This is a genomic window from Asticcacaulis sp. P2_B1 (genome assembly GCF_056404915.1).
This window is the reverse complement of record NZ_JBFUDD010000009.1, coordinates 22,253-48,596: the sequence shown is the minus strand read 5'-3', so window position 1 is coordinate 48,596 and position 26,344 is coordinate 22,253. Positions and strand designations below refer to the sequence as shown.

Genomic DNA, 26,344 nt, shown 5'->3' with positions numbered 1-26,344 from the left:
TGTAGGCACGCGAACCCGCCTTCACAAACGTTTTAGGCTGGCTCAAGGATTCAGAAAGACTAATCTGTCCGTATTACGCGATACTGGTTACGCGATACTGGGATCGCCGAAGGCGACGAAATGCGGATTGGCGAAGTCGACGTCTTCGGCGCGGCCGCGTTTACCGTAGGCAAGGGCGCAGCGATCCAGGGTCTCGACCCGCCCGCCCGCCGCACGCAGCACAGCGTCGCCGGCGGCGGTGTCCCATTCCATGGTGCGGCCCATGCGCGGATAGATATCGGCGGCGCCTTCGGCGATCAGGCAGAATTTCAACGATGAGCCGGCGGAAACGAAGTCGCGGACCTTAAAGGCTTCGAGATACCCTTGCGTCTCCGCCCCGCCGTGGGAGCGGCTGCCGACAGCGCTCAGACCTTCGGGCGAGGGCAGGCGGACGCGGATCGGCCGGGAGGCGCCCATGACTTCGTTCTCGATCGTGGCCATAAAGGCGCCTTCGCCGCGAGCGCCCCAATAGAGCTTGCCGAGCGCCGGGGCATAGACTGCGCCCTGGATCGGTTCACCGTCCTCGATCAGGGCGATATTGACGGTGAACTCGCCGTTCTTCGAGATGAACTCTTTCGTGCCGTCGAGCGGGTCCACCAGGAAGAAGCGGCGGGCGGTGGCAGGGACGCGGCCGGCGGCGGCCTCTTCTTCGGCAACGACGGGGATGTCGGGGGCTATTTTCGCCAGGCCCGCCAGGATGATAGCCTCCGCGCGTTGATCGGCTTCGGTCACCGGCGACTGGTCGCCCTTGTTGGCGACGGCGAAGTCGGTGGCATAGATGCGCATGATTTCGGCGCCGGCCGCCAGCATGATCGGATTGAGGTCCATCTTTATTTCTCGTAGCCGAAGGTTTCGAAATCGGCCTGGAATTTTTTATAGACCATGTCGCGCAGTGTCTTGGTGTAATATTTTTCCGTCAGATCCGAGGCATGCGACCTGTGCGGCGAGTAGTCCTTATAGAGGCCGATATCGAGACCGGCGCGCCTGGCGACTTCGGCGAGGTCGGAGTCGATGTTTTCGAATTTGCCGATGAAGTCGTAGTTGATTACGTCGGCGCACAGATGGTGATATTGGTTTTTCCAGTGGGTATCCATCAGACCTATCGGGGTTTCAACCACCACGCGGACGAAATCCCCGAAGGATATCTTAGTCGCCGGATACATGGTTCGGCCCAGTACCGCCTTGACCTGCTTCACCTGGTCGCGGTTATGGACGACCTTGTCGAGATAGGCGGACAGCAGGCGGCTATAAGGGTTGCGCACGAAGCAGAACTTGAAGAAGTCGGGATCGCCGAGGCGCGCCTTGAACGGATAGAGCTGTTTCGGATTGAGCAGGGGCGAGAAGTCGCGCATGTGCAGCATGTCGAGCTGGTCGTACTTGGCCGTCGCCGTTTCGAACGGCAGCTCGCAATAGCCTTCATTGAGGATCAGGAAGCGCTTGACGGTCGAGCAGGCGGCCTTTGGGGTCTGGCAGTAGATATATTTGTGACGCAGCGAGACATTGAAATTGTAGGCGATCTGGACCGGTGTGTTCCATGCCGTCAGAAAGGCGATGTCCCGGTTATAATAGTCGCCACGATTCATGAGTCGTACTCTAAGGGGTTACTGATACAGTCAGCCTTACCAAGGCCTACCGGTAAGGACAAGCCGCGCAAACGGTTTCGCTTGTCACGATCGCGGAATTGGGGCTTACTCCCTGTAAGCTCAGACGCCGCGTGGCTCGCCGCATCGGCGGCGGCGGGCACTTGCCCGCTGGCAACATCAAATGACAAGATCATTTGCTGTTGTCTCATTTTCAGGGGAGGCTCACATGAAGCTGACGAAGTATCTGCCCGCATTTGCTTTCGCTTGGTTGTTGACCGGCTGTAACCAGCCACCGGCCAGCACGACCGCGCCGGCGGCCGGCACGCATATGACCGCCGCCCAGGCCCTGGCTGCCGAGACCTCGGTGACGGACCTCGAAGCCGCCATGGCGCGCGGCGATTTCACGGCGCAGCAGTTGACCCAGGCGGCGCTCGACCGGATCAAGGCCAAGGACGGCGAATTGCATGCCGTGATCGCCGTCAATCCGGATGCGATGACGCAGGCCAAGGCGGCCGACGATGCCCGCAAGGCCGGCAAGAATCTGGGGCCGCTGATGGGCATCCCGGTGCTGATCAAGGACAATGTTGAAACCCTCGATCCGATCGCCACCACGGCCGGATCCTTGGCGTTGAAGGACAATATCACCCACCGCGACTCGCCTTTGGTGGCGAAGCTCAGGGCCGGCGGCGCCATTATTCTCGGCAAGACCAATCTGTCGGAATGGGCCAATATTCGTTCGACCCATTCCATGAGCGGGTGGAGCGGGGTCGGCGGCCTGGTCGCCAATCCGCACGATAAGGCGCGCACGGCCTGCGGTTCGTCGTCGGGTTCAGGCGCCGCGGTGGCTGCCGACTATGCGCCATTGGCGGTGGGGACCGAGACCGACGGTTCGGTCACCTGTCCGTCGTCGATGAACGGCCTGGTCGGATTGAAACCGACCGTGGGCCTGGTGTCGCGGACCTATGTCGTGCCGATCTCGCACAGCCAGGATACGCCTGGGCCCATGGGTCACAGCGTCACGGATATCGCCCTGATGCTCAATGTCATGTCGGGCAGCGATCCGTTGGACATGGCGACCGTCGAGGCGGATCAGCGCAAGGTCGATTACGCGGCCGGGTTAAGCAAGGATTACCTGAAAGGGGTGCGCATCGGCGTGTTGCGCGACGGCGTGGGCAATGACCCCAAAACCGCCGCCAAGTTCGAGGAGGCGCTGAAGACCCTGACGGCTGCGGGTGCGATCCTGGTCGATATCAAGGACAGCGAGGTCAAGGGTTTGGGCGATGCCGAGGGCACGGTCCTGCAGTATGAATTGAAGGCGGATTTGAATACCTATCTCGCCAGCACCCCGGCGACGGTCAAGACGCGGACCCTGGCCGATGTCATGGCCTTCGATACCGCCAATGCCGATAAGGAAATGCCGTTCTTCCAGCAGGAATTTTTCGACATGGCGCAGAAGACGACCGACCTGAAGGATCCGGCCTATCTGGCAGCCTTGGGTAAGTCGCAGGGCTTGTCGCGGGCCAAGCTCGACGGCCTGATGGGGTTGAACAATATCGTCGCTCTGGTGGCGCCGACCTATGGTCCGGCCTGGCTGACCGACCCGATCTATGGTGACCAGTATAACGGACCGTCGGCGACGACCCTGCCGGCGACCGCGGGCTATCCGCACCTGACCGTACCGATCGGCCTGATCCAGGGGTTACCGGTCGGAATCAGCTTTATCGGTCCGAAATGGGGCGAGGCGGGTTTGCTGAAAGCGGGCTATGCCTATGAACAGGCGCGCGGGCCGGTGAAGTAGCCAAGCACCACCTGTGGGACTGAAATTGACGCGTCGCTATGCAGTAGTCAAGGCGCTGCATAGCGATAGCTATGTCTTTGAAGTTATTTAGTTTTCTGGGATTAATGCAGTGCCGCCTTCTGGGCAATAGGCTACCGCATCAACACTCGACGACATTAACCGCCAGACCGCCCAGGCTGGTTTCCTTGTACTTCATCTTCATGTCTTCGCCGGTCTGGCGCATAGTCTCGATGACCTGGTCGAGCGAGACGATGTGATGGCCGTCACCGTTGAGCGCGAGATAGGTGGCGTTGATCGCCTTGATGGCGCCCATGGTGTTGCGTTCGATGCATGGCACCTGGACGAGGCCGCCGATCGGGTCGCAGGTCAGGCCGAGATTGTGCTCCATGCCGATTTCGGCGGCGTTTTCGATCTGGGCCGGGGTCCCGCCCAGCGCCGCGCACAGGCCCGCCGCCGCCATGGAACAGGCGACGCCGACCTCGCCCTGGCACCCCATTTCGGCGGCCGATATCGAGGCATTGGTCTTGTAGAGGAAGCCGATGGCGGCCGCCGTCATCAGCAGGGTGCGCGAGCCTTCGCGGGTGGCATTGGGGACGAAGGTCTCGTAATATTTGATGACAGCCGGCAGGACGCCGGCGGCGCCATTGGTCGGGGCGGTGACGACGCGGCCGCCAGCGGCGTTTTCCTCGTTGACGCTGAGGGCGTAGAGGCTGACCCATTCGAAGATCTGCGACGGGTCGATGCGCGGGCCGCGGGCGATCAGGGTGTCGCGCATGGCCTTGGCGCGGCGTTTGACATTGAGGCCGCCGGGGAGGATACCGCCGATCGTACAGCCGCGCTCGATACTGGCCATCATGGCGGCGCGGACATCGTCGACGAATTCGCAGGTCTCGGCGCGGGCGCGGAAGGCGTCCTCATTGCGCCAGACGACATCGGCTATGGTCAGGCCTTCGCGGTCGCAGATGGCGACCAGTTCGTCGCCCGAGGTGTAGGGCAGGGGCAGGGCGATATTGGCCGATTTGGCCACCACGCCGTCGCCGGTGATGGCGCCGCCGCCGATGGAGAAATAGGTGGCATCAAAAATTTCACCCGAGGGATAGTGGGCTTCGAACTTCATACCATTGGAATGTTCGGACAGGAATTCGCCCATCATGAATTGCAGGTCGTCGGGGGTGAAGGCAATGCCGTGTTGACCGCCAAGGCTCAGCCAGGCATTGGCCTGGATATCGGCGACGATGGGGGCAATGCGTTCCGGGTCGATGGCGTCGGGCAGCCAGCCGGAAAGGCCCAGCAGGATGGAGGTATCGGTAGCGTGGCCCTTGCCGGTCAGGGCCAGCGAGCCGTAGAGGCGGCAGACGACGTGGTCAGGCAGGCCGCGGGTCAGGGCTGCGCCGGCGAAATGGGCGGCGGCGCGCATGGGGCCGACCGTATGGGAACTGGACGGGCCGATGCCGATAGTGAACAGGTCGGTGACGCTGAGCGTCCAGGGGTTGCGAATGGGTGTGGCCGTTTCAGGGCGCATATCGTGTCTCTCCGGTGGCCGCCAGAGCGAGGTGACTCTTGGCGGATCGCATACCCCTCGCCCCGCTTTAACGGGAGAGGGTGCCGCGCCTTCGCGGCGGCTGAGGGGTCTCTTGCCGGCTTGGGTTAGCCCCTCACTCGGCAGGCTAAAGCCTGCCACCCTGTCCCCTCAAGTGAGGGGCGAGGGGAAGTGAAGCGAGTCATCCAACCTAGCGCATTTTCCGTCTTGCCGCCCCCGTTTCCGCGACGTGGCCTGTCGCGGGCGGGCCAAAGCAAACGGCCTGGGGGAAGAGTCCCACAGGCCGTCTTTGACGTCAAGTTAGTTTCAAATGTTCTTATTTAGAGCCGTGCACCGCGCTCCATACCTTGTCAGTCAGGGTGACGTCGACGCTGACGGGCAGGTCGTCGGCGGCCTGGCCGAGCAGGATATGGTAGGTGCCGGCCTTGATGTGCCAGCTGTTGTCGGCGACCTCGAAGGTGGCCAACAGGCGCGGGTCGACCGAGAGCGAGAAGGACTGATTGGCGCCGGCCTTCAGGTTGGCCTTGGTAAAGCCTACGAGACGCTTGGGGGCTTCCCAGCCGGCGGCCTGGTAATCGGCCGGGGCGACAAAGGCCATGGCGACGCCCTTGCCGGCAATCGCACCGGTATTGGCGAGCGTGCCGGTAACGGTGATCATGTCGTCGGCCGCGGTGGCGGCGCCGTTCGACACGGCGAACGTGGTGTAGCTCAGGCCGTGGCCGAAGGCGAACATGGGTTTGAAGCTTTTGACGTCATACCATTTGTAACCGATGGCGGCGCCTTCGTCATAGGTGATGTGAACCGGCACGCCGTCGGGTTGCCCCATGCCCGGAATGGCGGCGTGGGCCAGCTGGTCGTTCGAGGCCGGGAAGGAGATCGGCAGGTGACCCGACGGATTGACCTTGCCCGAGAGGACGCGGGCGATGGCCGCGCCGCCGCGGATGCCGGGATACCAGGCTTCGAGAACGGCCGGGACCTTGTTGAGCCACGGCATCAGGATGGCACCGCCCGATTCGACGACAACGATGGTTTTCGGATTGGCGGTGACGACGGCGTCGACCAGGGCGTCCTGATTGCCGCCCAGTTCAAGCGCGGTGTCGAAGCCTTCACCCTTCCAGTGCGAGACGAAGACGATGGCGACGTCGGTCTTGGCCGCGGCCGCGGCCGCGGCGGCGATATCGTCGCCGCTATAATAGGCGATCTTGGCCTTGGGCAGTTCCTTCTTGAGCTCGACGAGCGGCGAGGACGGCATATAGGTGATAGGGCCGGGCCAGCCGCCCTTGTCCGGGACGGCGTTACCGCCGACCGGGTGAACGCCCGACGAGCCGCCGCCGGCCATGACACCCTTGTCGGCATGGCTGCCGATCAGGGTGATGGACTTGACGTTGAGCGGCAGCAGGGCGCCCTCATTTTTCAAAAGTGTCAATGATTGCTCGGCGGCGTTTTGCGATACGTCGGCATTCGCCTTGAAGTCGATCGGACCCACCTTGACGGGATCGTCGATGACGCCCTTGGCAAAAAGCGGCCACATGATGCGGTAGGCCATGTCGTCGACGCGTTTTTGCGTGATGTCGCCGGAACCCAAGGCTGCCTTCATATTGGCTTCGTTAAGCCAGGGTTGTTTGTCGCCGCAGCAGGCGAAGCCGGTCAGCATGTCGAGGCCGTAATTGACGGAATCAACCGTGGAGTGAACGGCGCCCCAGTCGGACATGATGTAGCCCTGAAAACCCCAATCGTGTTCCAGAACCTTTTTCTGCAGATATTCGTTTTCGCACGCCCAGCGGCCGTTGATCAGGTTATACGAGCACATGACGCTGCCCGGCATGCCCTTTTCGTAGACGAATTCGAAGGCCAGCAGGTCGGATTGGTGCATGGCTTCGGGCGAGATGGTGACGTCGACCGTGGTGCGCTCGGATTCCTGGTCGTTGACGGCGTAGTGTTTCATGGTCGAGACCATGTGGGTCGACTGAATGCCCTGGATCAGACTGCCCGCCATTTGACCGGCCAGCCACGGATCTTCACCGACATATTCGAAATTGCGGCCATTGCGCGGTTCGCGGGCCAGGTTGGCGCCGCCGGCCAGGAAGGTATTGAAGCCTGAGGCGCGGGCTTCGTGGGCGATCATAACGCCGCCGGCATAGGGCACGGACGGATCGAAACTGGCGGCGGTGGCGAGCGACGAGGGCAGGGCGGTGCGGTCCATGCCTTCGACGCGGACGCCGATCGAGGCGTCGGTCTGCCATTGCGGGGGGATGCCGAGGCGCGGAATGCCGGAGACATAGCCGGCGGCGCCTTCGATATGGTTCTTCTTGACGTCGGCCTTGATGGCGGCCGAGGTGACGTCGTCGGGCAGCTTCGCCAGGCCGTCGGGATCGGTGTAACCGGTAACCAGGGACAGCTTTTCCTCGGGCGTCATGGCGGCGACGACGGCGGCGGCGCGCTCTTCGGGTGTTTTGGACTTGTCCATCCAGGGTTGGGCCTGGCTTTGGGCAAAGGCCGCCGTGGTGATGGCGAAGGTGGAGACGCAGGCCAACAGGGCCGCTGGCAGCAGACGGGTTTTCATGATCGGTATCCTCGGCTGTATGTTTTTTATAAGTGATGACGAGATTACATTGAGAGCGCTTCCAATGGAAGCGGATTTTACGCTCGGGGGCACACGGTTGATCTGTGACGGATATCGGCGACAGGGTTATCGACGGGCGCGGACGGCGTCAAGAGCTTAGCCGTCCCTGGCCTGCTGCTGCATACGGGCACGCCATGTCAGGGAAGTCAGATTTATTAACCGCAGATTTGGTTGCGTAAATCGGCGAAACAAGGTTCGGCGTAGCCAAATCTGCGGTTAAACCTTCTGACGCCATTAGACGCCGAGAGAGCCCAGTTCGTCGATGGCGCAGATGATATGGTAGAGCGAGCTGGCCGGAGCCGGTTCGACCTCGAACGTCCCGTCGGCCTTCATGCGGTCGCGGTAGAGGCCTACGATATCGGTCGAGAGATAGAGTTGCAGGCCGGCCGCGCCTTCGATGGCCTTGGCGATGGCCTGTTCGCGCTCGGCCGGGGTAGTGGCGGCATCGGCGAGCTTGACATAGGCCTTGACGCGCTCGGTTTGCGGCCACAGGCGGGCATTGAGATCCTTGGGCGTGAAATCGTCCCACAGCTCGTTGAAGGTGACGTCGCGCTTCGGGTCGGTGCCGGCGGTTTCAGCGATGTCGATCAGGCGCTTGGCGGCGGTGAGATCCTTGTCCTCGCCGGTACGTTTGGCCCAGCGCATGAACAGCCATGCCCATTCGAACTGATGGCCGGGTTCGACGATGCGGCCCATTTCGCCTTCCAGGGCGTTCCAGTCTCCGTCGAAGAATTCGCGCAAGGAACCGGTAACCGGGTGGAGGAATTTGTCGACGCACAGTTCGGCGATCATGGCGGCGATGCGGCGCCATTCGTCGTCGCCGCCGACTTCCAGCCAGGCCAGGCAGGCTTCGAACATGTGCATGTGCGGATTGGCCTTGAGCGGCAGGGTCCGCGGCACGGATTCCTCGAAGCCGCGGACGGGATGGCTGTAGGTCTTGACGATGGAGTCGCGGATGAAGCAGGCGGCGTCTTCCAGGGCCTTGTCTTTACGCACGCCGTAGGCCGAGGCATAGGCCAGCATGGCGAAGGCGTGGTCATAGAAGTCGAAGGCGCCTTTGACGACGGAACCATCTGGGGCCAGGACGGCATAGAGCAGGCCGGTTTCGGGGTTTTTCGCCGGGCCGGACAGCCAGGCCAGGCCCTGATCGATGGCCGGCGCCGTGTCGCCTTCATAGCCCATCTTGTCGGCGAGCGCGTAGGAATAGACCTGACGGGCGGCGACGCGGGTGCGGCGGTCGATGTCGTAGGGTTTGCCGTCGAGATTGATCTTTTCATAGAAGCCGCCCTTGTCGAGATCGCCGCCGGTGTTCCACCACAGGGGCAGGGCGTGATCGAACAGCCATTGTTTCAGTGCCTTCTGACGATCGAAGAGGTTCGTGGCGAGGGAGGCCGACAGGGCGTTGGCGTGATCGGGGGCTTGATCGGGCATGGGGAACTCCAGATGAGTTTGGGCGGAATGACACTTCACTAAGTCGGTCATTATAAAATTGCACCGCGTTAGAGCGGAATGACGTCTGACGGGACCATTGGCCGAAAGAAAGAGGCCCCTCACCCGGCGAGCTGAAGCCCGCCACCCTCTCCCCGTCAAGAACGGGGCGAGGGGCAAGTGAAGCGTTCTCGTCTATAGTTAAACGCCGTCGTGGGTATTGTCCCTGTTCGTCGCACCATTCGTCGCATTTTTTGGCCAAAGTTTTTGCACCGACGAAAGGAATGCTCTAACGAAGTCGCCGCATGCTTGCAACAGCTCAGGATATCGATAAGACCATGACGCAGACCGATCGCAAAAAAGTCGCCCTTATCACCGGCGTAACCGGCCAGGACGGCGCCTACCTGGCGGAGTTTCTGTTGAACAAGGGTTATGAGGTCCACGGTATCAAACGCCGGACCTCGATGTTCAATACCGGCCGTATCGACCATCTGTTCAATGACAGCCTGGCCGGCAAGCTGCCCTTTACCCTGCACCACGGCGATATGACCGACGCGTCGTCGCTGATGCGCATCCTGCAACTTGTCCAGCCGGACGAGGTCTATAACCTGGCCGCCCAGAGCCACGTCGCCGTGTCGTTCGAAGAGCCGGAATATACCGCCAATTCCGACGGCGTCGGGGTGCTGCGCCTGCTGGAAGCCATTCGCAGCCTGGGGCTGAAGGACAAGACGCGTTTCTATCAGGCCTCGACCTCGGAGCTTTACGGCCTGGTCCAGGAGACGCCGCAACGCGAAACCACGCCCTTTTATCCGCGCAGCCCCTATGGCGTCGCCAAGCTCTATGCCTACTGGATCGTCGTCAATTACCGCGAAGCCTACGGCCTCTATGCCTGCAACGGCATCTTGTTCAACCACGAAAGCCCGAAGCGCGGCGAGACCTTTGTCACGCGCAAGATCACGCGCGCCCTGGCTCGTGTTCAACTGGGCATGCAGCCCCGCCTCAGCCTGGGCAATATGGATAGTTTGCGCGACTGGGGCCACGCCCGCGACTATGTCGAGATGATGTGGATGATGTTGCAGCAGGACCATGCCGAGGATTTCGTCATCGCCACCGGCGAGCAGCACAGCGTGCGCGAATTCGTTACCTTGTCGGCCGCCCATCTCGGCATGACCATCGAATGGCAAGGGGAGGGTGTAAACGAGGTCGGCATCCTGACCGCCACCACGGTGGAAGGTATGAAGAGCCGTATCGGTGACGCCATCGTCACGGTCGACGAGCGCTATTTCCGTCCGGCCGAGGTCGAAACCCTGCTGGGCGACGCCACCAAGGCCAAGGAAAAGCTGGGTTGGGCGGCAAAAACCAGTTTCGAAGCCCTGGTCGAGGAAATGACCGCGGCCGATCTCAGCGAAGCTCGTCGCGACCTGATGCATCACAACGAGGCATAAGGTGATGAAACTGCTGATCACCGGCGGCAACGGCATGGTCGGCCGCAACCTGCGCGGCCATCCGGGCTTAAGCGCCTGGGGGGTGTTCGCGCCCTCATCGGCCGAGCTGGACCTGACCGATACGGAGGCGACCTTTGCCTATATGGCGCGGTTGAAGCCTGACGTCGTCGTCCATTGCGCTGGCAAGGTCGGCGGCATCCAGGCCAATATAGCTGCCCCCGTCGATTTCTTGACGCTGAATACCGATATGGGCCGCAATGTCATTTTGGGCGCCCGGGCCGCCGGGGTCAAAAGCCTGCTCAACCTCGCCAGTTCGTGCATCTATCCGCGCTTCGGCAAGAATCCGTTGCGTGAGGACATGGTATTGGGCGGCGAGCTGGAGCCGACCAATGAAGGCTATGCCATCGCCAAGATCTTCGCCCTGCGGCTATGCCAGTATGTCCGCCGCGAAGACCCGAGCCTGCACTACAAGTCTTTCATTCCGTGCAATCTTTACGGGCCGTTCGACCATTTCGACCCGAAGTCGTCGCACCTGCTGCCGGCGGTGATCCGCAAGGTACATGAGGCGAAGACGCAAGGTCTGGAAGAGGTCGAGATCTGGGGTGATGGCACGGCGCGGCGTGAATTCATGTATGCCGAAGACCTGGCCGACGCCATTGCGCGCGCGTTGGGCGATTTCGAGGCTGTGCCCGATATCATGAATATCGGCCTGGGCTTCGATTACAGCATCAACGACTATTATGCCGCCGTAGCCGCCGTCGTCGGCTGGTCCGGCCGGTTCGTTCACGACACCACCAAGCCGGTCGGCATGCAGCAGAAGCTGGTCGATGTCACGCGCCAGACGGCGTGGGGCTTCAAACCGGCGCATAGCCTGCACGACGGCATCGCCAAAACCTACGCCTGGTATCTGGAGACCTCCGCATGACCTTCAAGTTCCCGCTTGCCACCGCCACCTGGGACGAGGCTGAATATACGGCGCTGAACGACGTCATCAAGAGCGGCATGTTCACCATGGGGCCGAAGGTCGCGGCCTTCGAGAAGGATTTCGCCGCGTATCAGGGCAGCCGTTACGCCGTCATGGTCAATTCGGGATCGTCGGCCAATCTGCTGATGACCGCGGCGCTGTTCTATACCTCGAACCCGAAATACAAGCTCAATCCCGGCGACGAGGTCATCGTGCCGGCCGTGTCGTGGCCGACGACCTATTATCCGCTGCATCAATACGGCCTGAAGCAAAAGTTCGTCGATATCGATGTAGCCACCCTGAACTACGACCTGACGGCGCTCAAGGCGGCGATTACGGACAAGACGCGCGCCATCATGGTCGTCAATTTGTTGGGCAATCCCAATGATTTCGCCGAGATTGAACGCATCATCGCCGGCCGCGACATTTTCCTGATCGAGGACAATTGCGAGTCGCTCGGCGCCGAGTTCGAGGGCAGGAAGGCCGGGTCTTTCGGCGTAATGGGGACGTTCTCCAGCTTCTTCTCGCACCATATCTCGACCATGGAAGGCGGCCTGGTCACGACTGACGACGAGGAGCTGTACCACGTCATGCTGTCCCTGCGGGCGCACGGCTGGACGCGTAACCTGCCCAAAGAGAATCTCCTGACGGGAACCAAGTCGGACGATCCGTTCGAGGAATCTTTCAAGTTCGTCCTGCCGGGCTATAATCTGCGGCCGCTGGAAATGTCGGGCGCGCTCGGCATCGAACAGGTCAAGAAACTGCCCATGCTGATCACCGAGCGGCGCAAGAACGCGGCGCTTCTGCAGCAGCACGTCGGCAATCACGCGGACTTCGCCATCCAGCAGGAGATCGGCGCCAGTTCGTGGTTCGGTTTCGCCCTGGTCATACGCAAGACGTCGGACCTGACGCGTAAACAGCTGGTCGCCAAGCTTAATGAGCGCGGCTTCGAATGCCGCCCGATCGTTGCCGGCAACTTTACCCGCAACAAGGTCATGGGCTTGATGGAGCACGAGATTTTCGGCACGCTCGACAATGCCGACCATATCGACAGTCACGGCCTGTTCATCGGCAATCACCATTATCCGATCGAAGAGGCCATGCTCGAACTGGCGAAAATCTAGCGCATTTCGCGGGCTGCATCTTGTCCTTACAAGTTCCGGCCTGCGATGCGATGGAAAAAATACAGGCGTGTGCGCCATGGAAAAGCTTGTAAGTCATGAAGGACTGACCTCATTCTTTATGGATGAGGGGAAGTAGGGAATCCAAAATGCCGAAGACCATTCTGCCTGTGATCATGTCCGGTGGCTCGGGCACGCGCCTGTGGCCGTTGTCGACGCCGTCGGCGCCGAAGCAGTTTCACGCGCTCGCCACCGACAACACCATGATTCAGGAAACCGCGCTCCGCCTGATCGGCGACAGTTTCCTCAATCCGATCGCCATCTGCGGCCGCGGCCACCTGGATCTGGTGACCGGCCAGTTGGGCCTGATCGACAAGGCGCCGCAGGCTGTTATCCTGGAGCCGTTCGGCCGCAATACCGCCGCGGTCGCCGCCATGGCCGCGCTCAGTGCGATTGAGTTTTCACCCGGCGCCCTGGTCCTGCTGGTGCCGGCCGACCATGTCATCACCAAGCCCGACGCTTTTCATGCCGCCGTCGCGCGTGCTACTGAAACCGCGGCGACGCGCATCGTCACCTTCGGTATCCAGCCGACCCATGCCGAGACCGGCTTTGGTTATATCGAGCGCGGAGCGGGGCTGAGCGACGGCATTTTCGAGATCACCAAGTTCTGGGAAAAGCCAGATCTGGAGACCGCGATGGGTTATGTCGCGGGCGGCCGTCACGATTGGAACGCAGGCATCTTCCTGTTTTCACCCCAGGTCATGATCGAGGAATTGCAGGCCCATGCGCCGGAAGTACTGCGTGCCTGCCGTGCCGCCTATGACAAGGCCGGTCGCACCCAGGCGGAGGCAGGGGGGACGGTCATCAGCCTGGACGAAGAGGCCTTTGCCCAGGTGCCGTCGATCAGTGTCGACTATGCGATCATGGAACACACGACACGTTCGGCGGTCGTGCCGTGCGATATCGGCTGGGCCGATGTCGGCGGGTTCGCCGAGCTGTGGCGGTTGGGTACCAAGGATGCGTCGAGCAACCACGTCAAGGGCGAGGCCATCCTGATCGACGCCGAAAACAACCTGATCCACAATTCTGGACCGGTCGTCGCCATTATCGGCCTCAGCGACATCATGGTCATCTCGACGCCGTCGGGGATTCTGGTGGCGCCTTTGTCGCGCGCCCAGGACGTCAAGAAGGCGGCGGAGGCGGCCAAGGACCTGCTCGGCTAAGCATAAAATACCGCCCTTGCCGAAAATCGCGTTACGCCGCATAAAGGTGGACAAGTAGCGAGAGAACCGTTGAGCGCAGGTAAACCGACCATCGACGATGTGGCCGCCCTTTCCGGGGTGGCGCGGGCCACTGTGTCGCGTGTGCTTAACGGCGGTCCCAATGTCCGCGACGAAGTGCGCCAGCGCGTGCTCAAGGCCGTCGACAAGCTGCAGTACAAGGTCAATATGCAGGCGCGCTTCCTAGCCGGCGGCAAGACCCAGGTCCTGGGCCTGGTCTACGCCTCGGACCTCGACAGTGAGCCGAACTCCTTTTATCACTCGGGCCTGGAGTTGGGAGCGCTGCGAGCCTGCGCCGAATTTGGTTTCCAGCTCTTGATGCATCCGGCCAACCAGCACTCCTTAAGCAAGGCCGCCAAAATCATCGAACTGGTGGAGTCAAGGCGTTGCGACGGGCTGATTCTGACGCCGCCGTTTTCCGACGATGTCGAGCTGCTGAAGGAAATGGCGGCGCGCAACTTCCCCGTCATCTGTATCGCGGCGGGCCTGGAAGCGCGCAAGGTGGCTTCGGGTGTCGGTATCGACGACGAGGTCGCCGGCTTCGAGATGACGCGTTACATGCTGGCGCTCGGTCACAAGCGTTTTGGCTTTATCAAGGGCTTGCAAGGACACTTGTCGGCAGAAGACCGTTATGCCGGCTTCCGCCGGGCCATCGCCGAGGCTGGCCTGAGCGAAGACGCCGTTTTGACCGAACGCGGCAATTTCACCTTTCGCTCGGGCGTCGAGAAGAGCCTGCCTATTCTCCATGCCGCCCATCGGCCGACGGCGCTGATCTGCGCCAATGACGATATGGCGGTGGGTGCCCTGTTCACCGCGCACAAGATGGGGCTCAATATCCCGCAGGACCTGTCGATCGTCGGCTTCGACGATACGCCGGTGTCGGAGATTATCTGGCCGCCGCTGACCACGGTGCATCAGCCCTTGAAGACGATCGGGGCGAGGGCGGTCGACATGATCGTCGAGCAGATCAAGGCGAGCAAGACCACCCAGGGGCCGTTGAACATCGTGTTCGACGTCGTCCCGCATCGGGTGGTGATGCGCGAATCCGCGGCGCCGCCCATGTCCGTCACGGCCTGATTGAGAGCGCTTCCAACACGCTTTCGGCATAACCAATTTCATCCATAAAACCGGCGTTACGTGGCATATTCGCCACTAACCGCGAAAACTCGTGTTCGATTTGGCCATTTTCACGGCCTTTTGACCCCATCAGCTTGACATATGGTCTACGCTTTGAGCATCAATTGAGAGCGCTTCCAACGGTGAGTTTAACTCGCCGACATTTAACAATAAACCTCAAGGGGAGGAATAGAATGCACAAAGTCACCGGACGCGGCACAGCCATGCCTATGAGAACTGGGCCCGTCAAAACCCTGCTTATGTCGACCGCCGCCTCCGCCGTCCTGATGGCCGGCGGCGCCTTTGCGCAAGACGTCACCGAAACCGTTGTCGCGCCTGCGGATGATGCGACGACCGTCGTTGTCACCGGTATCAAGCGCAGCCTTCAGGATTCAATTGCGTTGAAGCGCCGGTCGAACTCGATCGTCGAAGTGGTGTCCGCCGAAGACATCGGCAAGCTGCCCGACCTGTCGATCGCCGAATCGCTGGCGCGCCTGCCGGGCCTGACCGCCCAGCGCGTCAACGGCCGCGCCCAGACGATCTCGATCCGCGGTTTGTCGCCTGACTTTTCCAACACCCTGTTGAACGGACGCCTTCAGGTTTCGACCGGCGACAACCGGGCCGCTGAATTCGACCAGTATCCGTCGGAACTGATCAACCGCGCCGTGGTCTACAAGACACCCGATGCCGGCCTGATCGGCCAGGGTCTGTCCGGCACGGTCGATTTGGGTACCGTTCATCCGCTCGATCTCAAGCAGCGCGTCATCTCGGTGAACCTGCGTGGCTCGTTCAACTCCAATAAAAACGCCAATGGCGGCTCGACTAACGGCAACCGTTTCAGCATCGCCTATATCGACCAGTTCATGGACGGCAAGCTGGGTTTTGCCTTCGGTTACGCGCACCTCGACGATCCGACGGCCGTGCGCCACTTCAAGTACTGGGGTTGGGAGCAAAGCAATCCCAATGTTGAGTGGGGCTCGGCGCCGGTCAATTCGCAGACCCAGTTCGACGCCGCCCACAAGGACGCCTGGCGCCTGTCCGGCTTCGAAGCTGAGAACGTCACCCGCACCCAGGTGCGTGACGGCGCCATCGCCATTGTCGAGTTCAAGCCGACCGACAATTTCACCAGCACGAACGACTATTATTATTCGAAGTTCGATCAGGGCGAAACCATGCATGGCCTGATGGGTTCGCTGGGCGTATGGGGCGGCACCGATCCGGAATCCAATCGCCCGCACTATACTAATCCGGGCTTCACGCCGATTCCGGGCGCGCCGGCGGCAACGGATGGCTCCGACATGGTCAATACCAGCGGCACGATCAGCAATATCCTGCTGATCAACCGCAACGACTTCAATGGCCGTCAGGATGTCATGTCGCAGTTCGGCACCAACAACAAGCTGACGCTTGGCGGCTGGTCGCTCGTGCTCGACGCTTCGGTGGCCAGCGCCAAGCGCAAGGAATCGATCATGGAGCAGTATATGGGCGTGGCGCCGTTCCCGACGCTGGGCTCGCTGACCTATGAGATTCCGACGGACCTGGGTGACGGCCCGATGCAGTTCAGTTCGAGCATCGACTACAACAACCCTGCCCTGATGGCGATCGGCGATGTCGCCGGCTGGGGCGCCGACGGCCATATCCGCTATCCGGTCGTCAATGACTCGATCAGCCAGGCCAAGTTCACCGCCCAGCATGAGTTAAGCTTTGGTCCGATCTCGTCGATCGACCTCGGCGTCGGCTATTCCCGTCGTGTCAAATCCAAGACGGTCGATGAATTCGATCTGTGCCTGAACGGCTCGACGCCGAACTGCAACAGCACCTCGATGGCCATTCCGTCGGGTCTGCAAACGACGTCTTCCGACTTCTCCTGGCTTGGCCTGGGCGATGTCGTCGCCGTCGATCCGGTCAAGGCGTTGAATACCATCTATACCTTGAAGCCGATCCAGGACGAAAACCACTACAACAAGTACTGGAAGGTCGCCGAAGGCCTGCTGACCAGCTATATCAAGGCCGATATCAACACCAGCCTGTTCGGCATGCCCGTGCGCGGCAATGTCGGCGTGCAGGTCGTCGACGCCAAGCAGACCTCGAACGGTTTTGTGACGCAAAACGGTGACAACGGCGTTCAGTTCGTGTGGTACGATAAGACTGTCGACTATTCCAACGTCCTGCCCAGCCTCAACCTGGTCGCCAATGTCACCGACAATACGTTGGTCCACCTCGGCGCTGGTCGCGCCATGGCAAGGCCGCGCATGGACGACATGAGGGCCAATGCCAGCGCCGGTCTGGCGCCGATTTCCAGCTCCGCCGGTGAAACCAAGGGGACATGGAGCGGCAGCGGCGGCAATCCCAATCTGAAACCGTGGTTGGCCGACGCCTACGACATTTCGGTGGAGCACTATTTCTCCAAACGAAGCTATGTCGCCATCGCCTATTTCAGCAAGAAGCTGCTGAACTATATCTACAACAACACGGTGTTCGACTACGACTTCACCGGTTATCCCAATATCCCACGCGCCGATGGTACAAGCCTGACGCCGGTGACCAAGCTTGAGGACGGCACCTATGTCGCGGGCAATCTCGGCACCTTTACCCGGCCGGAAAACGGCCAGGGCGGCAAGATCAGTGGCATCGAACTGTCGGCATCGCTAGAAGGTGGCCTGCTGAGCCATTATCTCGACGGTTTCGGCATCCAGGCCAGCCTGTCCAAGCCATGGACCAATATCCATCCGGATGGCCCGGGGACGTCCAACAAGCTACCCGGCTATTCGTCGACCAACAGCAATGTCACGGTCTATTATGAAAAGATGGGCTTCTCGGCGCGTATCAGTGAGCGTTATCGCAGCGCCGACCGCGGGGAAGTGGTCCAGTTGTTCGCCACGCGTGGCTACACCTTGATCAACCCCGACAAGCAGATCGACGCCCAGGTCAGCTACGAGTTCCAGACCGGTTCCGTGAAGGGGCTGACCCTGTTGCTTCAGGCCAATAACCTGACCGACTCGCCCTATAGCACCAGCCTTGGCGGCGGTTTCCCGGGTGGCGCCCTGCAGCCGGAAGTCTATGAAACCTACGGCCGCCAGATTCTGCTTGGCGCCAGTATGAAGTTCTAGAGCTCAATCCCTGCCGTTTTTCATACGGCGGCGGGGCAACTGTTGCGGGAGGGCCGTTCGCGCGGTTCTCCCGTCTTTTCCCATCATGGCTTCAAGACTATCCCCGCAAATGGCGGCCCGGGTCGCCCCGTGACTTGCCGCCGAGCTGTGGCATAAAGGGCGACCGTCGGCTGCGTATTGTGGCCGCCATGGTTCAAGGATTTTCCCGATGTTCGACGACAAGGCTCCCAATTCCATCCGGTCCATTGTCATTGTCGGCGGCGGCACGGCCGGGTGGATGACCGCGGCCCTGTTCGGCAAGTTGTTCGACAAGAAATACAGCATCACCCTGGTCGAGTCCGACGACATCGGCACGATCGGCGTCGGCGAGGCGACGATCCCGGCCATCAAGACTTTTACGTCGCTGTTGGGGTTATCGGAGTTCGAGGTGCTGAGCGCGACGCAAGGCACGTACAAGCTGGGTATCGAGTTCGTCGACTGGCGGCGCAAGGACCACAGCTACATCCACAGCTTCGGCAAGATCGGCCGCGACCTGCTGTGGCTGCGCACGCACCAGTACTGGCGCAAGATGTTTCCGAAAGGCGGGTTCAAGCCGCTGGAGGGCTATGTCATCAACGCTGCCGCCATGCAGCAGAACCGTTTTGCCAATCCACGCATCGAGATGGACAATTCGCCTTTGCAGGACCTGGTGGCGGCCTATCATTTCGATGCCGGCATGTTCGCCAAATTTCTGCGTGGCAAGGCCGAAGGGCACGGGGTGGTGCGCCGTGAAGGCCGCATTACCCAGACCGTGCTGCGGACGGACAACGGCCATATCGACAAGGTCGTCTTGCAGAGCGGCGAGGAAATCGCCGGCGACCTGTTCATCGATTGCTCGGGCATGGCGGCCCTGCTGATCGGCAAGGCCCTCGGCGTCGGCTATCACGACTGGGGGAACTGGCTGCTGTGCGACCGGGCGGTTGCCGTGCCGTGCGAGTCGGTCCCCATACTTACGCCCTACACCCGCTCGACGGCGCGCGACGCCGGCTGGCAATGGCGCATTCCGTTGCAGCACCGGACCGGCAACGGCCACGTCTATGCCAGCCGTCATATGAGCGAGGACGAGGCCACGTCTATCCTGATGAACAATCTTGACGGCGCGCCGCGCGCCGATCCTTTCCATGTCAAATTTACGCCCGGGCGGAGGCACAAGGCCTGGGTCAAGAACTGCGTCGCCATCGGCCTTTCGGGCGGCTTTATCGAACCGCTGGAATCGACGTCGATCCACATGATTCAGACATCGCTCCTGCGGCTGGTGCATCTGTTCCCCGACCGCAGTTTCAATCCGGTCGACGTCGCCGAATATAATCGCCGCTCGGCTTTCGAGTACGAGGATATCCGCGACTTCATCATCACCCATTACAAGGTGACCGAACGCGATGACACGCGGTTCTGGCGCGAATGCCGCAATATGGAAATTCCCGACGGTTTGCGTGAAAGGCTGGAATTGTTCAAGGCGCACGGGCGCTATTTCCGCCGCAGCAATGAAGAGCTGTTCGTCGAGGAAAGCTGGATCCAGGTGCTGATCGGGCAAGGCACGTTCGACGCCTACGACCCGTCGGTCGATATCGTGCCCGAGGCGCAGATCGCCAAATACCTGCTCAATATCGAGGAGGTCATCGAAAAATGCGCGGCCTCCCTGCCGACCCACAACGACTATATCGCGCAATATTGCAAGGCGCCTGCGCCACCGAAACCTGCCCTTCAAACCTGAGTAACCCTGGAATTGTCATGCTGTTGAAAACCTGTCTTCGCCACGCCGCGGCCGCCTTTGTCCTTCTGTCCGCTGCGGCGGCGCCTCTGGCCCATGGTCAGGATGCGCAGATGACCGATTGGCCCCATGTCACCTCGGCGATCCCCGAAGACGCCGCCATGGAGGCGAGGATCGCCAAAATGGTCGCCGGCATGACCTTGCGCGAAAAGATCGGCCAGATGACCCAGGTCGAGATCAAGGCGGTGACGCCCGACGAGATCCGTCGTTTCAACATCGGCTCGGTACTGAATGGCGGCGGCTCATGGCCCTATATGATGAAACGTTCGACGGCCAGGGAATGGCTCGCCATGGCCAATGGGTTCTACGACGCGACGCAGAAGACGAAATACAAGATCCCGTTATTGTGGGGCACGGACGCCGTCCACGGCCACAGCAATGTTTATGGCGCGACTCTGTTCCCGCATAATATCGGGTTGGGCGCCGCCCACGACCCGCAGCTGGTGAAGAACATCGGTGCCGCTACCGGCAAGGCCGTGCGCGCTACCGGCGTCAATTGGGCCTTCGCGCCGACGATCGCCGTCGTTGAAGACGAGCGCTGGGGGCGGGCCTATGAGGGTTTTTCCAGCGATCCGATGCTGGTGAAAAGCTATGCCTCGCAATATGTCGAAGGCCTGCAGGGTAATTTCTCCAAACCCGGCAATATCGTCGCAACCGCCAAGCACTATATGGGTGATGGCGGCACCAAGGATGGGGTCAATATGGGTGTCAATCCGTCCAGCCTGTCGGATATGATCAATATCCATGGCCAGGGCTATTACAGCGCCATTCAATCCGGCGTGCAGACGGTCATGGCCTCCTATAACAGTTGGGACGATGTGGGCGCCGGTACCGACTACGGCCGCATGCACGGCTCGAAAATCATGTTGACCGACGTGCTGAAAACCAAGATTGGCTTCGACGGCTTCGTCGTCTCCGACTGGAACGGCATCGCCGACATCCCGGGCTGCACCAAGTCCCACTGCCCGCAGGCGATCAATGCCGGCATTGACATGGTCATGGTGCCGTTCGATTGGGAGGACTTCATCAACAATACCGTCGCCGACGTCGACAGCGGTGCTATCCCGATCAGCCGCATCGATGATGCCGTGACGCGCATCCTGCGGGTCAAGATGCGCGCGCATCTGTTCGGCCAAAGGCCCTCGAACAATATCTATGCCGGCAAGGCGTCCGCATTGCTCGACCGCGATTTGGGCCGCAAGGCCGTGCGCGAATCGCTGGTCCTGCTGAAGAACAATGACGCCCTGCCGTTGAAAGCCGGAGCGAAAATTTTGGTCGTCGGCAAGAGCGCCGACAATCTGTCGAACCAGTCGGGCGGCTGGAGCCTGACCTGGCAGGGGACCGAGAATACGAATGCCGACTTCCCCAATGCCGACAGTATCCTGACCGCTATCAAGGACGCCGATGGTGCGGGTCATGTCACCTACAGCGCCACGGGCACTGATGTCGATGTCAGCCAGTATGACGCCGTTGTCGCCGTCATCGGCGAAACGCCCTATGCCGAGTCCGCCGGCGACATCAAACCGGGTCAGACCCTGGCCCACAGTGTGCGATACCCCGAGGATTTGGCCGCCCTCCAGGCTGTCTCCGGTAAGGGCAAGCCGGTCATCACGGTCTTCGAATCGGGCCGTACCGTCTATGCCAATGACCTGATCGGCCTGTCGGATGCCTTTGTCGCCGCCTGGCTGCCGGGCACGGAAGGCAAGGGGGTCAGCGATGTCCTGTTCGGCGCCCATGATTTCACCGGCACCCTGTCGTTTGCCTGGCCGGGTGACTCATGCCCGGGCGGCGCGGCCTTGTTTCCGCTGGGTTATGGCCTCAGCTATGCCAAGCCAGCAAAAACGGATAACCTGCCGGTGGCGGTCGCCGCGGCCTGCACCAAGCCCTAAACCCTCTGCCGGAGCCTTCATGATGATCCGATCTGTCCTTGGTATTCTGACTTGTCTGGTGCTATCGGCCTGCGCTGGTGCGCCTGTGTCCAGCCATTTGGCGGCGGTCAAGGTGTGGGAAACCACGACGGACAGGACCAAGCTGATCGCACCACAAGCCGATGTGCAGTTCGAAGCCATACCGATGTCCAGCACGGTCATCACGGTCGATCCGGCCGTCACCTATCAGACCATGACCGGCTTCGGCGCCTCGATCACCGACGCTTCGGCCTATATCATCGCCCATGACATGTCGCCCACCCAGCGCGATGCCTTGATGAAGGATCTGTTCGGCGCCGATGGCCTCAATCTCAGCTTTACGCGTTTGACCATCGGAGCGTCGGATTTTTCGCGCAGCGACTATAGTTATGACGACATGCCGGCCGGCGGCAGCGATCCGACGATGGCGCATTTCTCGATCGCTGCGGCCAAGGTCGATGTCATTCCGGTCGTCAAACAGGCCCTCAATCTCAATCCGCACCTGACCGTTATGGCGTCGCCGTGGAGCGGACCGGGTTGGATGAAGACCTCGGACAGCCTGATCACCGGATCGCTCAAACCGGAAGCCTATCCCTATTTCGCCGACTATTTGACGCACTATGTCAAGGCGATGGATGCCGAGGGCGTACCGATCTCGCTGCTGACGATTCAGAACGAGCCCGGTTTCGAGCCCGCCGATTATCCCGGTATGCGAGTCGAGCCAGAGTCGCGGGCGGCCTTTGTTGGCGGCTATCTCGGGCCGAAATTCGCCGCCGAAGGCGTGACGACGCAGATCTTGGATTACGACCATAATTGGGACTTGCCGTCGTCGCCCCTGGCCGTGCTGGGCGACGCGACCGCCAGCCCCTATGTCGCCGGGATTGCCTGGCATTGTTACGCCGGCGACGTCTCGGCGCAAGGACCAGTACACGACGCCTACCCGGCCAAGGACGCCTATTTCACCGAATGTTCGGGGGGAGAGTGGGCGCCGGATTTTGCCTCCAGCTTCGACTGGTTCATGCAGAGCCTGGTCATCGGTTCGACTCGCAACTGGGCAAAAGGGGTACTGCTGTGGAACCTGGCGCTCGATGAAAATCACGGTCCGCATCTCGGCGGCTGTGGCGATTGCCGCGGCGTGGTGACGGTCAATTCGAAGACGGGCGAGGTAACCAAGAACCTCGAATATTACGCCCTGGCCCATGCCAGCAAGTTCGTGCGGGCAGGGGCGTCGCGGATTGCCTCGAACGTCGTGGCGGGAATCGAAACCGTGGCTTTCAAGAATGCCGACGACGGCTCGGTCGTCTTGATCGCACTCAACAACAATAAGGCAGCGGCGACCTTTGCCGTGTCGTCGGCGGGTTCCGCGTTCAATTATAGCCTGCCGGCCGGCGCGGCGGCGACCTTTGTATGGAAACCGTAGGCACGGGCATTGCGGCCGACCTGATGCAATCGTTTGATCAATACAATCAAGGCATTGATTGCATGCCGGCCCAAATTAAGCTTGGCGCTTATAACGAATTCGCTCTAGTCTTGGTGGATAGGGGCCTGGTGAATGACAGACGGATTTAAAGCGCGTAAATCGTTATCGCGGCCTCGATTCGAGGCGGAAACGCGATGACCCTGTTTTATCATGACAGCCTGGAAGAAGTGATTCACAGCCGGTCGCGGCTGGCCGTGCTGGCCTTCCTGTCGACGACCGGCAGTGCGGACTTTGCTGCCATTCGCGACAAGGTTAATGTTAGCGACGGCAATCTATCCCAGCATCTGAAGAAGCTGGAAGACGTCGGCTATGTCGCCCTGAACAAAAGTGGCGTCACCGGCCGGCCGCGCACCATCGTCAAATTGACGCCGGCCGGGCGTAACGCCTTTTACGATTATCTCGATCATCTGCAGTCCTTGCTGAAGACCGTCCCCGGCCGTGGTGAAGGTCCGAAATCCTGACAGTCTGGAAGTATTGCGGCGACATATGATGAAATATGTTTAGCGGGTGAAATATTTTTAGCCGGTATAGTTACTTAGGATTGATAAGTAATTTGTGATGATGTAACGTCTACTTGTCGGGCTTCGCTAACGAGCCTGGCCCCGGCGGGGTTTCTTGTGCCAACGGTTTATCGAACCTATCCCGGCGGGGGCTGGAAAGGGGGTAGATCGTATCGTCTCGGTCGTCTTTGGGGGGCGCTGAGACGATCGGCACGGGCCTGCCCTTTCTGTCCCGGCATAGAGCCCCCGTATTCTGCAACGCATTGAGGGGGTGCGCCATGGTCCGCAAGGCTGAAATTCGCAAGCTCCATTTGCGCGATCCATCAACGCCGGTCCGGGACATGACGGCAACCAGCATATTGAATACGCTGGATGCGTTGCGTCATCTGGCTAAGGCCGGAGGCCATCAGGCCATGGCGTCGAGCATCAACAAGGCTTTTGAAACCTGTTTGGCGACCTATGTGGCGGAGAAAGAGGCCGAACTGGCCGCCCGCATCCGCGACGCGCAGGGTGGTTAGACTGCACGCCGGGCGTGCGGAAGCCGCCGGTTACCGTCCCATTATGGCCACGCAATGATCACATTTCCGACATCGTCAGATAACGACGGTCAGAAAACATCTTGAAGTTCGCCGTTTCCGGACTAAGGTGCGTTCGATAGCTTGTGCTCTGTAAAAATAGTAAAAATTTCATAAAAATCTGCGGCATTGTCTCATAGACGAGGGGCTGACCATGCGTCGAGGGTTCACGCGAAACTTCATCACGAGTGCGGGCGCGTTGTCCGTTCTGGCGGTATTGACCTATGGCGCGCAGGTAGGCGCGCAGGTCGTGGTACCGCCGCCACCGCCACCGCCTCCGCCGGTAGACCTCCCTGAAAAGGGACCTTATGGCACCGAGCGCAACGCACCGACGCGCGAAGAAGTTGGGACGCCTCCGCCAACATCGCTCTCTCATGCCAATGTCAATATCGACAGTTCCCAGGCCAATGCCGTGGTGCCGTGCACACTCGACACGTCGGACCTGCAGGTCAGCATCAATTCGGTGCAGTTCAAGGGTATCGGCAATGGCGACCTGCCGCCGGGTATCGCCCATGTTCTCGATGGCTTCGGTCCTCTGACCCAAGGTCCGCAACCGATTCGCAATGTCTGCGCCATCCGCGACCGCGCCAATCTGTTGTTGCGCAATTCCGGCTATATCGCTTCGGTGCAGATCGTGCCGCAGGACATGTCGTCGGGCGTGTTGCAGCTGATGGTCGTCACCGCCCACATCACTGAAGTTCACGTCCACGGCGATCCCGGCGCCTACCGCGGTCTGATGGACGAGCGTATTGCCGAACTGCAGGCGCTCAATCCGCTCAACGAGTTTGATGCCGAAAAGATATTGTTGCTCACCAGCGACGTGCCGGGCCTCGACGTCAAGCTGTCCCTGCGCTCGGCGGGTACCACGCCAGGCGCTGTTATCGGCGATCTCAGCATCGAAACCATCCCTTACAAGATCCTGGCCAATGTGCAGAACCTTGGCTCGCGCCAGGTTGGCCCCGAAACCGGTTATGTTCGCGTCGAATTTTACGGCCTGACCCACCACGAAGACGTCACCTATATCGGCCTGTCGGACACGTTGGACAGCGATGAGCAGAAGATCGTCCAGGTCGGTCACAATATGGGTCTGGGGCAGGACGGCTCAACGATTGGCGCCAGCTATATCTATGCCAGTTCGCGGCCGGACCTGGGGGCGCTGGATTTGCGCACCGTGTCATCGATCGTCAATGTCGAATATTTCCATCCCTTCTTGCGTTCGCTGCGCCGCGACTTCGGCGTTGCCGCCGGGCTCGATCTCGTCGAGCAGAAGACCAAGATTTACGGCAATGGCGGCTCCGCGCCGCTCAACCTCGACAAGATGAGCGTCGCCTATATCCGCGCCCAGGGCTTGATGCGCCGTCCCGATACCGGCAACGGCCACGGCTTCCTGCTCAAGGGCGACCTGGAAGTCCGTCAGGGCCTCGATGCCTTCGATGCTACCAAGAAGGGCGTCCAGGTTGACGGCTTTACGCCGTCACGCTTCGACGGTAACCCGCAAGCGACCGTCGTCAGACTCGATGCCGATGCCAATTGGGGTTTGGGGCCAGTCTTCACCCTGGTCGGCGCCCTGCGCGGCCAGTGGGCCAGTGACGCCCTGCTTAGTTACGAGGAATTCTCCGTCGGCAATCTCAATATAGGCCGCGGTTATGATCCCGGCGCCAACAGCGCCGACAGCGCCATCGGCCTGCGTGCCGAACTGCGCGCCAAGCTGCCGCACAATACCGCCTTCCAGACCGAGGCATTCGGCTTCTATGACAGCGTCCATATCTGGAACAAGGATATCGGCACGACGGAAGACGACCGGACGCTCGCGTCCTGGGGTGGGGGCTTGCGCTTCTACCTGCCGAAAATGGTGGCGGAAATCTACTATGCCAAGCCGCTCGACAAGGCCTTGACGATCGACGCCAAGGAACCGCCGGGCCGCATCATGTTTTCTTTGACGACCCAGTTTGTGCCGAGTTCGAATTAATCGAGAAGACTAGAGCAAAATGACGCCCATATAAATCGTCATTTGCTCTAAGCTTT

General features: G+C 60.7%; 18 protein-coding genes. 13 read left to right on the top strand and 5 right to left on the bottom strand.

Going from position 1 to position 26,344, the window contains the following annotated elements:
• Nucleotides 1-87: 87 nt before the first annotated feature.
• Nucleotides 88-867, bottom strand: coding sequence for a 3'(2'),5'-bisphosphate nucleotidase CysQ (gene cysQ, locus AC1DX3_RS17320; protein WP_476990573.1), 780 nt, complete (start codon nt 865-867; stop codon nt 88-90).
• A gap of 2 nt (nt 868-869) precedes the next feature.
• Nucleotides 870-1,622 carry a sulfotransferase family protein gene (locus AC1DX3_RS17315; RefSeq protein WP_476990572.1) on the bottom strand — a complete coding sequence of 251 codons (753 nt, stop codon included), beginning with the start codon at nt 1,620-1,622 and terminating at the stop codon, nt 870-872.
• A 226-nt stretch (nt 1,623-1,848) separates the two neighbouring features.
• Between AC1DX3_RS17315 and AC1DX3_RS17310 the strand changes: the two genes are divergently transcribed.
• Complete coding sequence (locus AC1DX3_RS17310) at nt 1,849-3,420, top strand: amidase (protein WP_476990571.1); 1,572 nt, start codon at nt 1,849-1,851, stop codon at nt 3,418-3,420.
• Nucleotides 3,421-3,559: 139 nt separating this feature from the next.
• On the opposite strand, the gene AC1DX3_RS17305 is transcribed toward AC1DX3_RS17310, so the two are convergent.
• The 3 genes from AC1DX3_RS17305 to AC1DX3_RS17295 form a co-directional block, all read right to left on the bottom strand.
• Nucleotides 3,560-4,942: an L-serine ammonia-lyase gene (locus tag AC1DX3_RS17305; RefSeq protein WP_476990570.1), complete on the bottom strand. Its 1,383-nt coding sequence runs from the start codon at nt 4,940-4,942 to the stop codon at nt 3,560-3,562.
• A gap of 334 nt (nt 4,943-5,276) precedes the next feature.
• On the bottom strand, nt 5,277-7,523 hold the full coding sequence (locus tag AC1DX3_RS17300; protein WP_476990569.1) for a glycoside hydrolase family 3 C-terminal domain-containing protein: 2,247 nt from the start codon (nt 7,521-7,523) through the stop codon (nt 5,277-5,279).
• A gap of 294 nt (nt 7,524-7,817) precedes the next feature.
• Nucleotides 7,818-9,014, bottom strand: a complete 1,197-nt coding sequence (locus AC1DX3_RS17295) for an AGE family epimerase/isomerase (RefSeq protein WP_476990568.1) — start codon at nt 9,012-9,014, stop codon at nt 7,818-7,820.
• A gap of 335 nt (nt 9,015-9,349) precedes the next feature.
• Between AC1DX3_RS17295 and gmd the strand changes: the two genes are divergently transcribed.
• The 12 genes from gmd (at nt 9,350) to AC1DX3_RS17235 (ending at nt 26,288) form a co-directional block, all read left to right on the top strand.
• Nucleotides 9,350-10,456 (top strand): GDP-mannose 4,6-dehydratase, encoded by a 1,107-nt coding sequence (gene gmd / locus AC1DX3_RS17290; protein ID WP_476990684.1) that lies wholly within the window; start codon nt 9,350-9,352, stop codon nt 10,454-10,456.
• Nucleotides 10,457-10,460: 4 nt separating this feature from the next.
• Nucleotides 10,461-11,381, top strand: a complete 921-nt coding sequence (locus AC1DX3_RS17285; protein ID WP_476990567.1) for a GDP-L-fucose synthase family protein — start codon at nt 10,461-10,463, stop codon at nt 11,379-11,381.
• Nucleotides 11,378-12,544, top strand: coding sequence for a DegT/DnrJ/EryC1/StrS family aminotransferase (locus AC1DX3_RS17280; protein ID WP_476990566.1), 1,167 nt, complete (start codon nt 11,378-11,380; stop codon nt 12,542-12,544). Before AC1DX3_RS17285 ends, AC1DX3_RS17280 begins: the two co-directional genes overlap by 4 nt.
• Before the next feature lie 146 nt (nt 12,545-12,690).
• Nucleotides 12,691-13,764 (top strand): mannose-1-phosphate guanylyltransferase, encoded by a 1,074-nt coding sequence (locus AC1DX3_RS17275; protein WP_476990565.1) that lies wholly within the window; start codon nt 12,691-12,693, stop codon nt 13,762-13,764.
• Between the two features lie 69 nt (nt 13,765-13,833).
• Complete coding sequence (locus AC1DX3_RS17270; protein WP_476990564.1) at nt 13,834-14,898, top strand: LacI family DNA-binding transcriptional regulator; 1,065 nt, start codon at nt 13,834-13,836, stop codon at nt 14,896-14,898.
• A gap of 233 nt (nt 14,899-15,131) precedes the next feature.
• A complete protein-coding gene (locus AC1DX3_RS17265; RefSeq protein WP_476990563.1) occupies nt 15,132-18,047 on the top strand; it encodes a TonB-dependent receptor in 2,916 nt (971 codons plus the stop codon).
• A gap of 208 nt (nt 18,048-18,255) precedes the next feature.
• Nucleotides 18,256-19,800: a tryptophan halogenase family protein gene (locus tag AC1DX3_RS17260; protein WP_476990562.1), complete on the top strand. Its 1,545-nt coding sequence runs from the start codon at nt 18,256-18,258 to the stop codon at nt 19,798-19,800.
• Between the two features lie 17 nt (nt 19,801-19,817).
• A complete protein-coding gene (locus AC1DX3_RS17255) occupies nt 19,818-21,746 on the top strand; it encodes a glycoside hydrolase family 3 protein (protein ID WP_476990561.1) in 1,929 nt (642 codons plus the stop codon).
• A gap of 19 nt (nt 21,747-21,765) precedes the next feature.
• Nucleotides 21,766-23,184 carry a glycoside hydrolase family 30 protein gene (locus tag AC1DX3_RS17250; protein ID WP_476990560.1) on the top strand — a complete coding sequence of 473 codons (1,419 nt, stop codon included), beginning with the start codon at nt 21,766-21,768 and terminating at the stop codon, nt 23,182-23,184.
• A 194-nt stretch (nt 23,185-23,378) separates the two neighbouring features.
• Nucleotides 23,379-23,705 carry a winged helix-turn-helix domain-containing protein gene (locus AC1DX3_RS17245; RefSeq protein WP_476990559.1) on the top strand — a complete coding sequence of 109 codons (327 nt, stop codon included), beginning with the start codon at nt 23,379-23,381 and terminating at the stop codon, nt 23,703-23,705.
• A gap of 317 nt (nt 23,706-24,022) precedes the next feature.
• Nucleotides 24,023-24,262, top strand: coding sequence for a hypothetical protein (locus tag AC1DX3_RS17240; RefSeq protein WP_476990558.1), 240 nt, complete (start codon nt 24,023-24,025; stop codon nt 24,260-24,262).
• A 211-nt stretch (nt 24,263-24,473) separates the two neighbouring features.
• A complete protein-coding gene (locus AC1DX3_RS17235; protein ID WP_476990557.1) occupies nt 24,474-26,288 on the top strand; it encodes a ShlB/FhaC/HecB family hemolysin secretion/activation protein in 1,815 nt (604 codons plus the stop codon).
• Nucleotides 26,289-26,344: the final 56 nt, after the last annotated feature.

What these genes read in the sequence shown, in the direction of transcription:
- cysQ (WP_476990573.1), bottom strand. Translation starts at nt 867, where the DNA reads ATGGACCTCAATCCGATCATGCTGGCGGCCGGCGCCGAAATCATGCGC.
- AC1DX3_RS17315 (WP_476990572.1), bottom strand. Translation starts at nt 1,622, where the DNA reads ATGAATCGTGGCGACTATTATAACCGGGACATCGCCTTTCTGACGGCA.
- AC1DX3_RS17310 (WP_476990571.1), top strand. Translation starts at nt 1,849, where the DNA reads ATGAAGCTGACGAAGTATCTGCCCGCATTTGCTTTCGCTTGGTTGTTG.
- AC1DX3_RS17305 (WP_476990570.1), bottom strand. Translation starts at nt 4,942, where the DNA reads ATGCGCCCTGAAACGGCCACACCCATTCGCAACCCCTGGACGCTCAGC.
- AC1DX3_RS17300 (WP_476990569.1), bottom strand. Translation starts at nt 7,523, where the DNA reads ATGAAAACCCGTCTGCTGCCAGCGGCCCTGTTGGCCTGCGTCTCCACC.
- AC1DX3_RS17295 (WP_476990568.1), bottom strand. Translation starts at nt 9,014, where the DNA reads ATGCCCGATCAAGCCCCCGATCACGCCAACGCCCTGTCGGCCTCCCTC.
- gmd (WP_476990684.1), top strand. Translation starts at nt 9,350, where the DNA reads ATGACGCAGACCGATCGCAAAAAAGTCGCCCTTATCACCGGCGTAACC.
- AC1DX3_RS17285 (WP_476990567.1), top strand. Translation starts at nt 10,461, where the DNA reads ATGAAACTGCTGATCACCGGCGGCAACGGCATGGTCGGCCGCAACCTG.
- AC1DX3_RS17280 (WP_476990566.1), top strand. Translation starts at nt 11,378, where the DNA reads ATGACCTTCAAGTTCCCGCTTGCCACCGCCACCTGGGACGAGGCTGAA.
- AC1DX3_RS17275 (WP_476990565.1), top strand. Translation starts at nt 12,691, where the DNA reads ATGCCGAAGACCATTCTGCCTGTGATCATGTCCGGTGGCTCGGGCACG.
- AC1DX3_RS17265 (WP_476990563.1), top strand. Translation starts at nt 15,132, where the DNA reads ATGCACAAAGTCACCGGACGCGGCACAGCCATGCCTATGAGAACTGGG.
- AC1DX3_RS17260 (WP_476990562.1), top strand. Translation starts at nt 18,256, where the DNA reads ATGTTCGACGACAAGGCTCCCAATTCCATCCGGTCCATTGTCATTGTC.
- AC1DX3_RS17255 (WP_476990561.1), top strand. Translation starts at nt 19,818, where the DNA reads ATGCTGTTGAAAACCTGTCTTCGCCACGCCGCGGCCGCCTTTGTCCTT.
- AC1DX3_RS17250 (WP_476990560.1), top strand. Translation starts at nt 21,766, where the DNA reads ATGATGATCCGATCTGTCCTTGGTATTCTGACTTGTCTGGTGCTATCG.
- AC1DX3_RS17245 (WP_476990559.1), top strand. Translation starts at nt 23,379, where the DNA reads ATGACCCTGTTTTATCATGACAGCCTGGAAGAAGTGATTCACAGCCGG.
- AC1DX3_RS17240 (WP_476990558.1), top strand. Translation starts at nt 24,023, where the DNA reads ATGGTCCGCAAGGCTGAAATTCGCAAGCTCCATTTGCGCGATCCATCA.
- AC1DX3_RS17235 (WP_476990557.1), top strand. Translation starts at nt 24,474, where the DNA reads ATGCGTCGAGGGTTCACGCGAAACTTCATCACGAGTGCGGGCGCGTTG.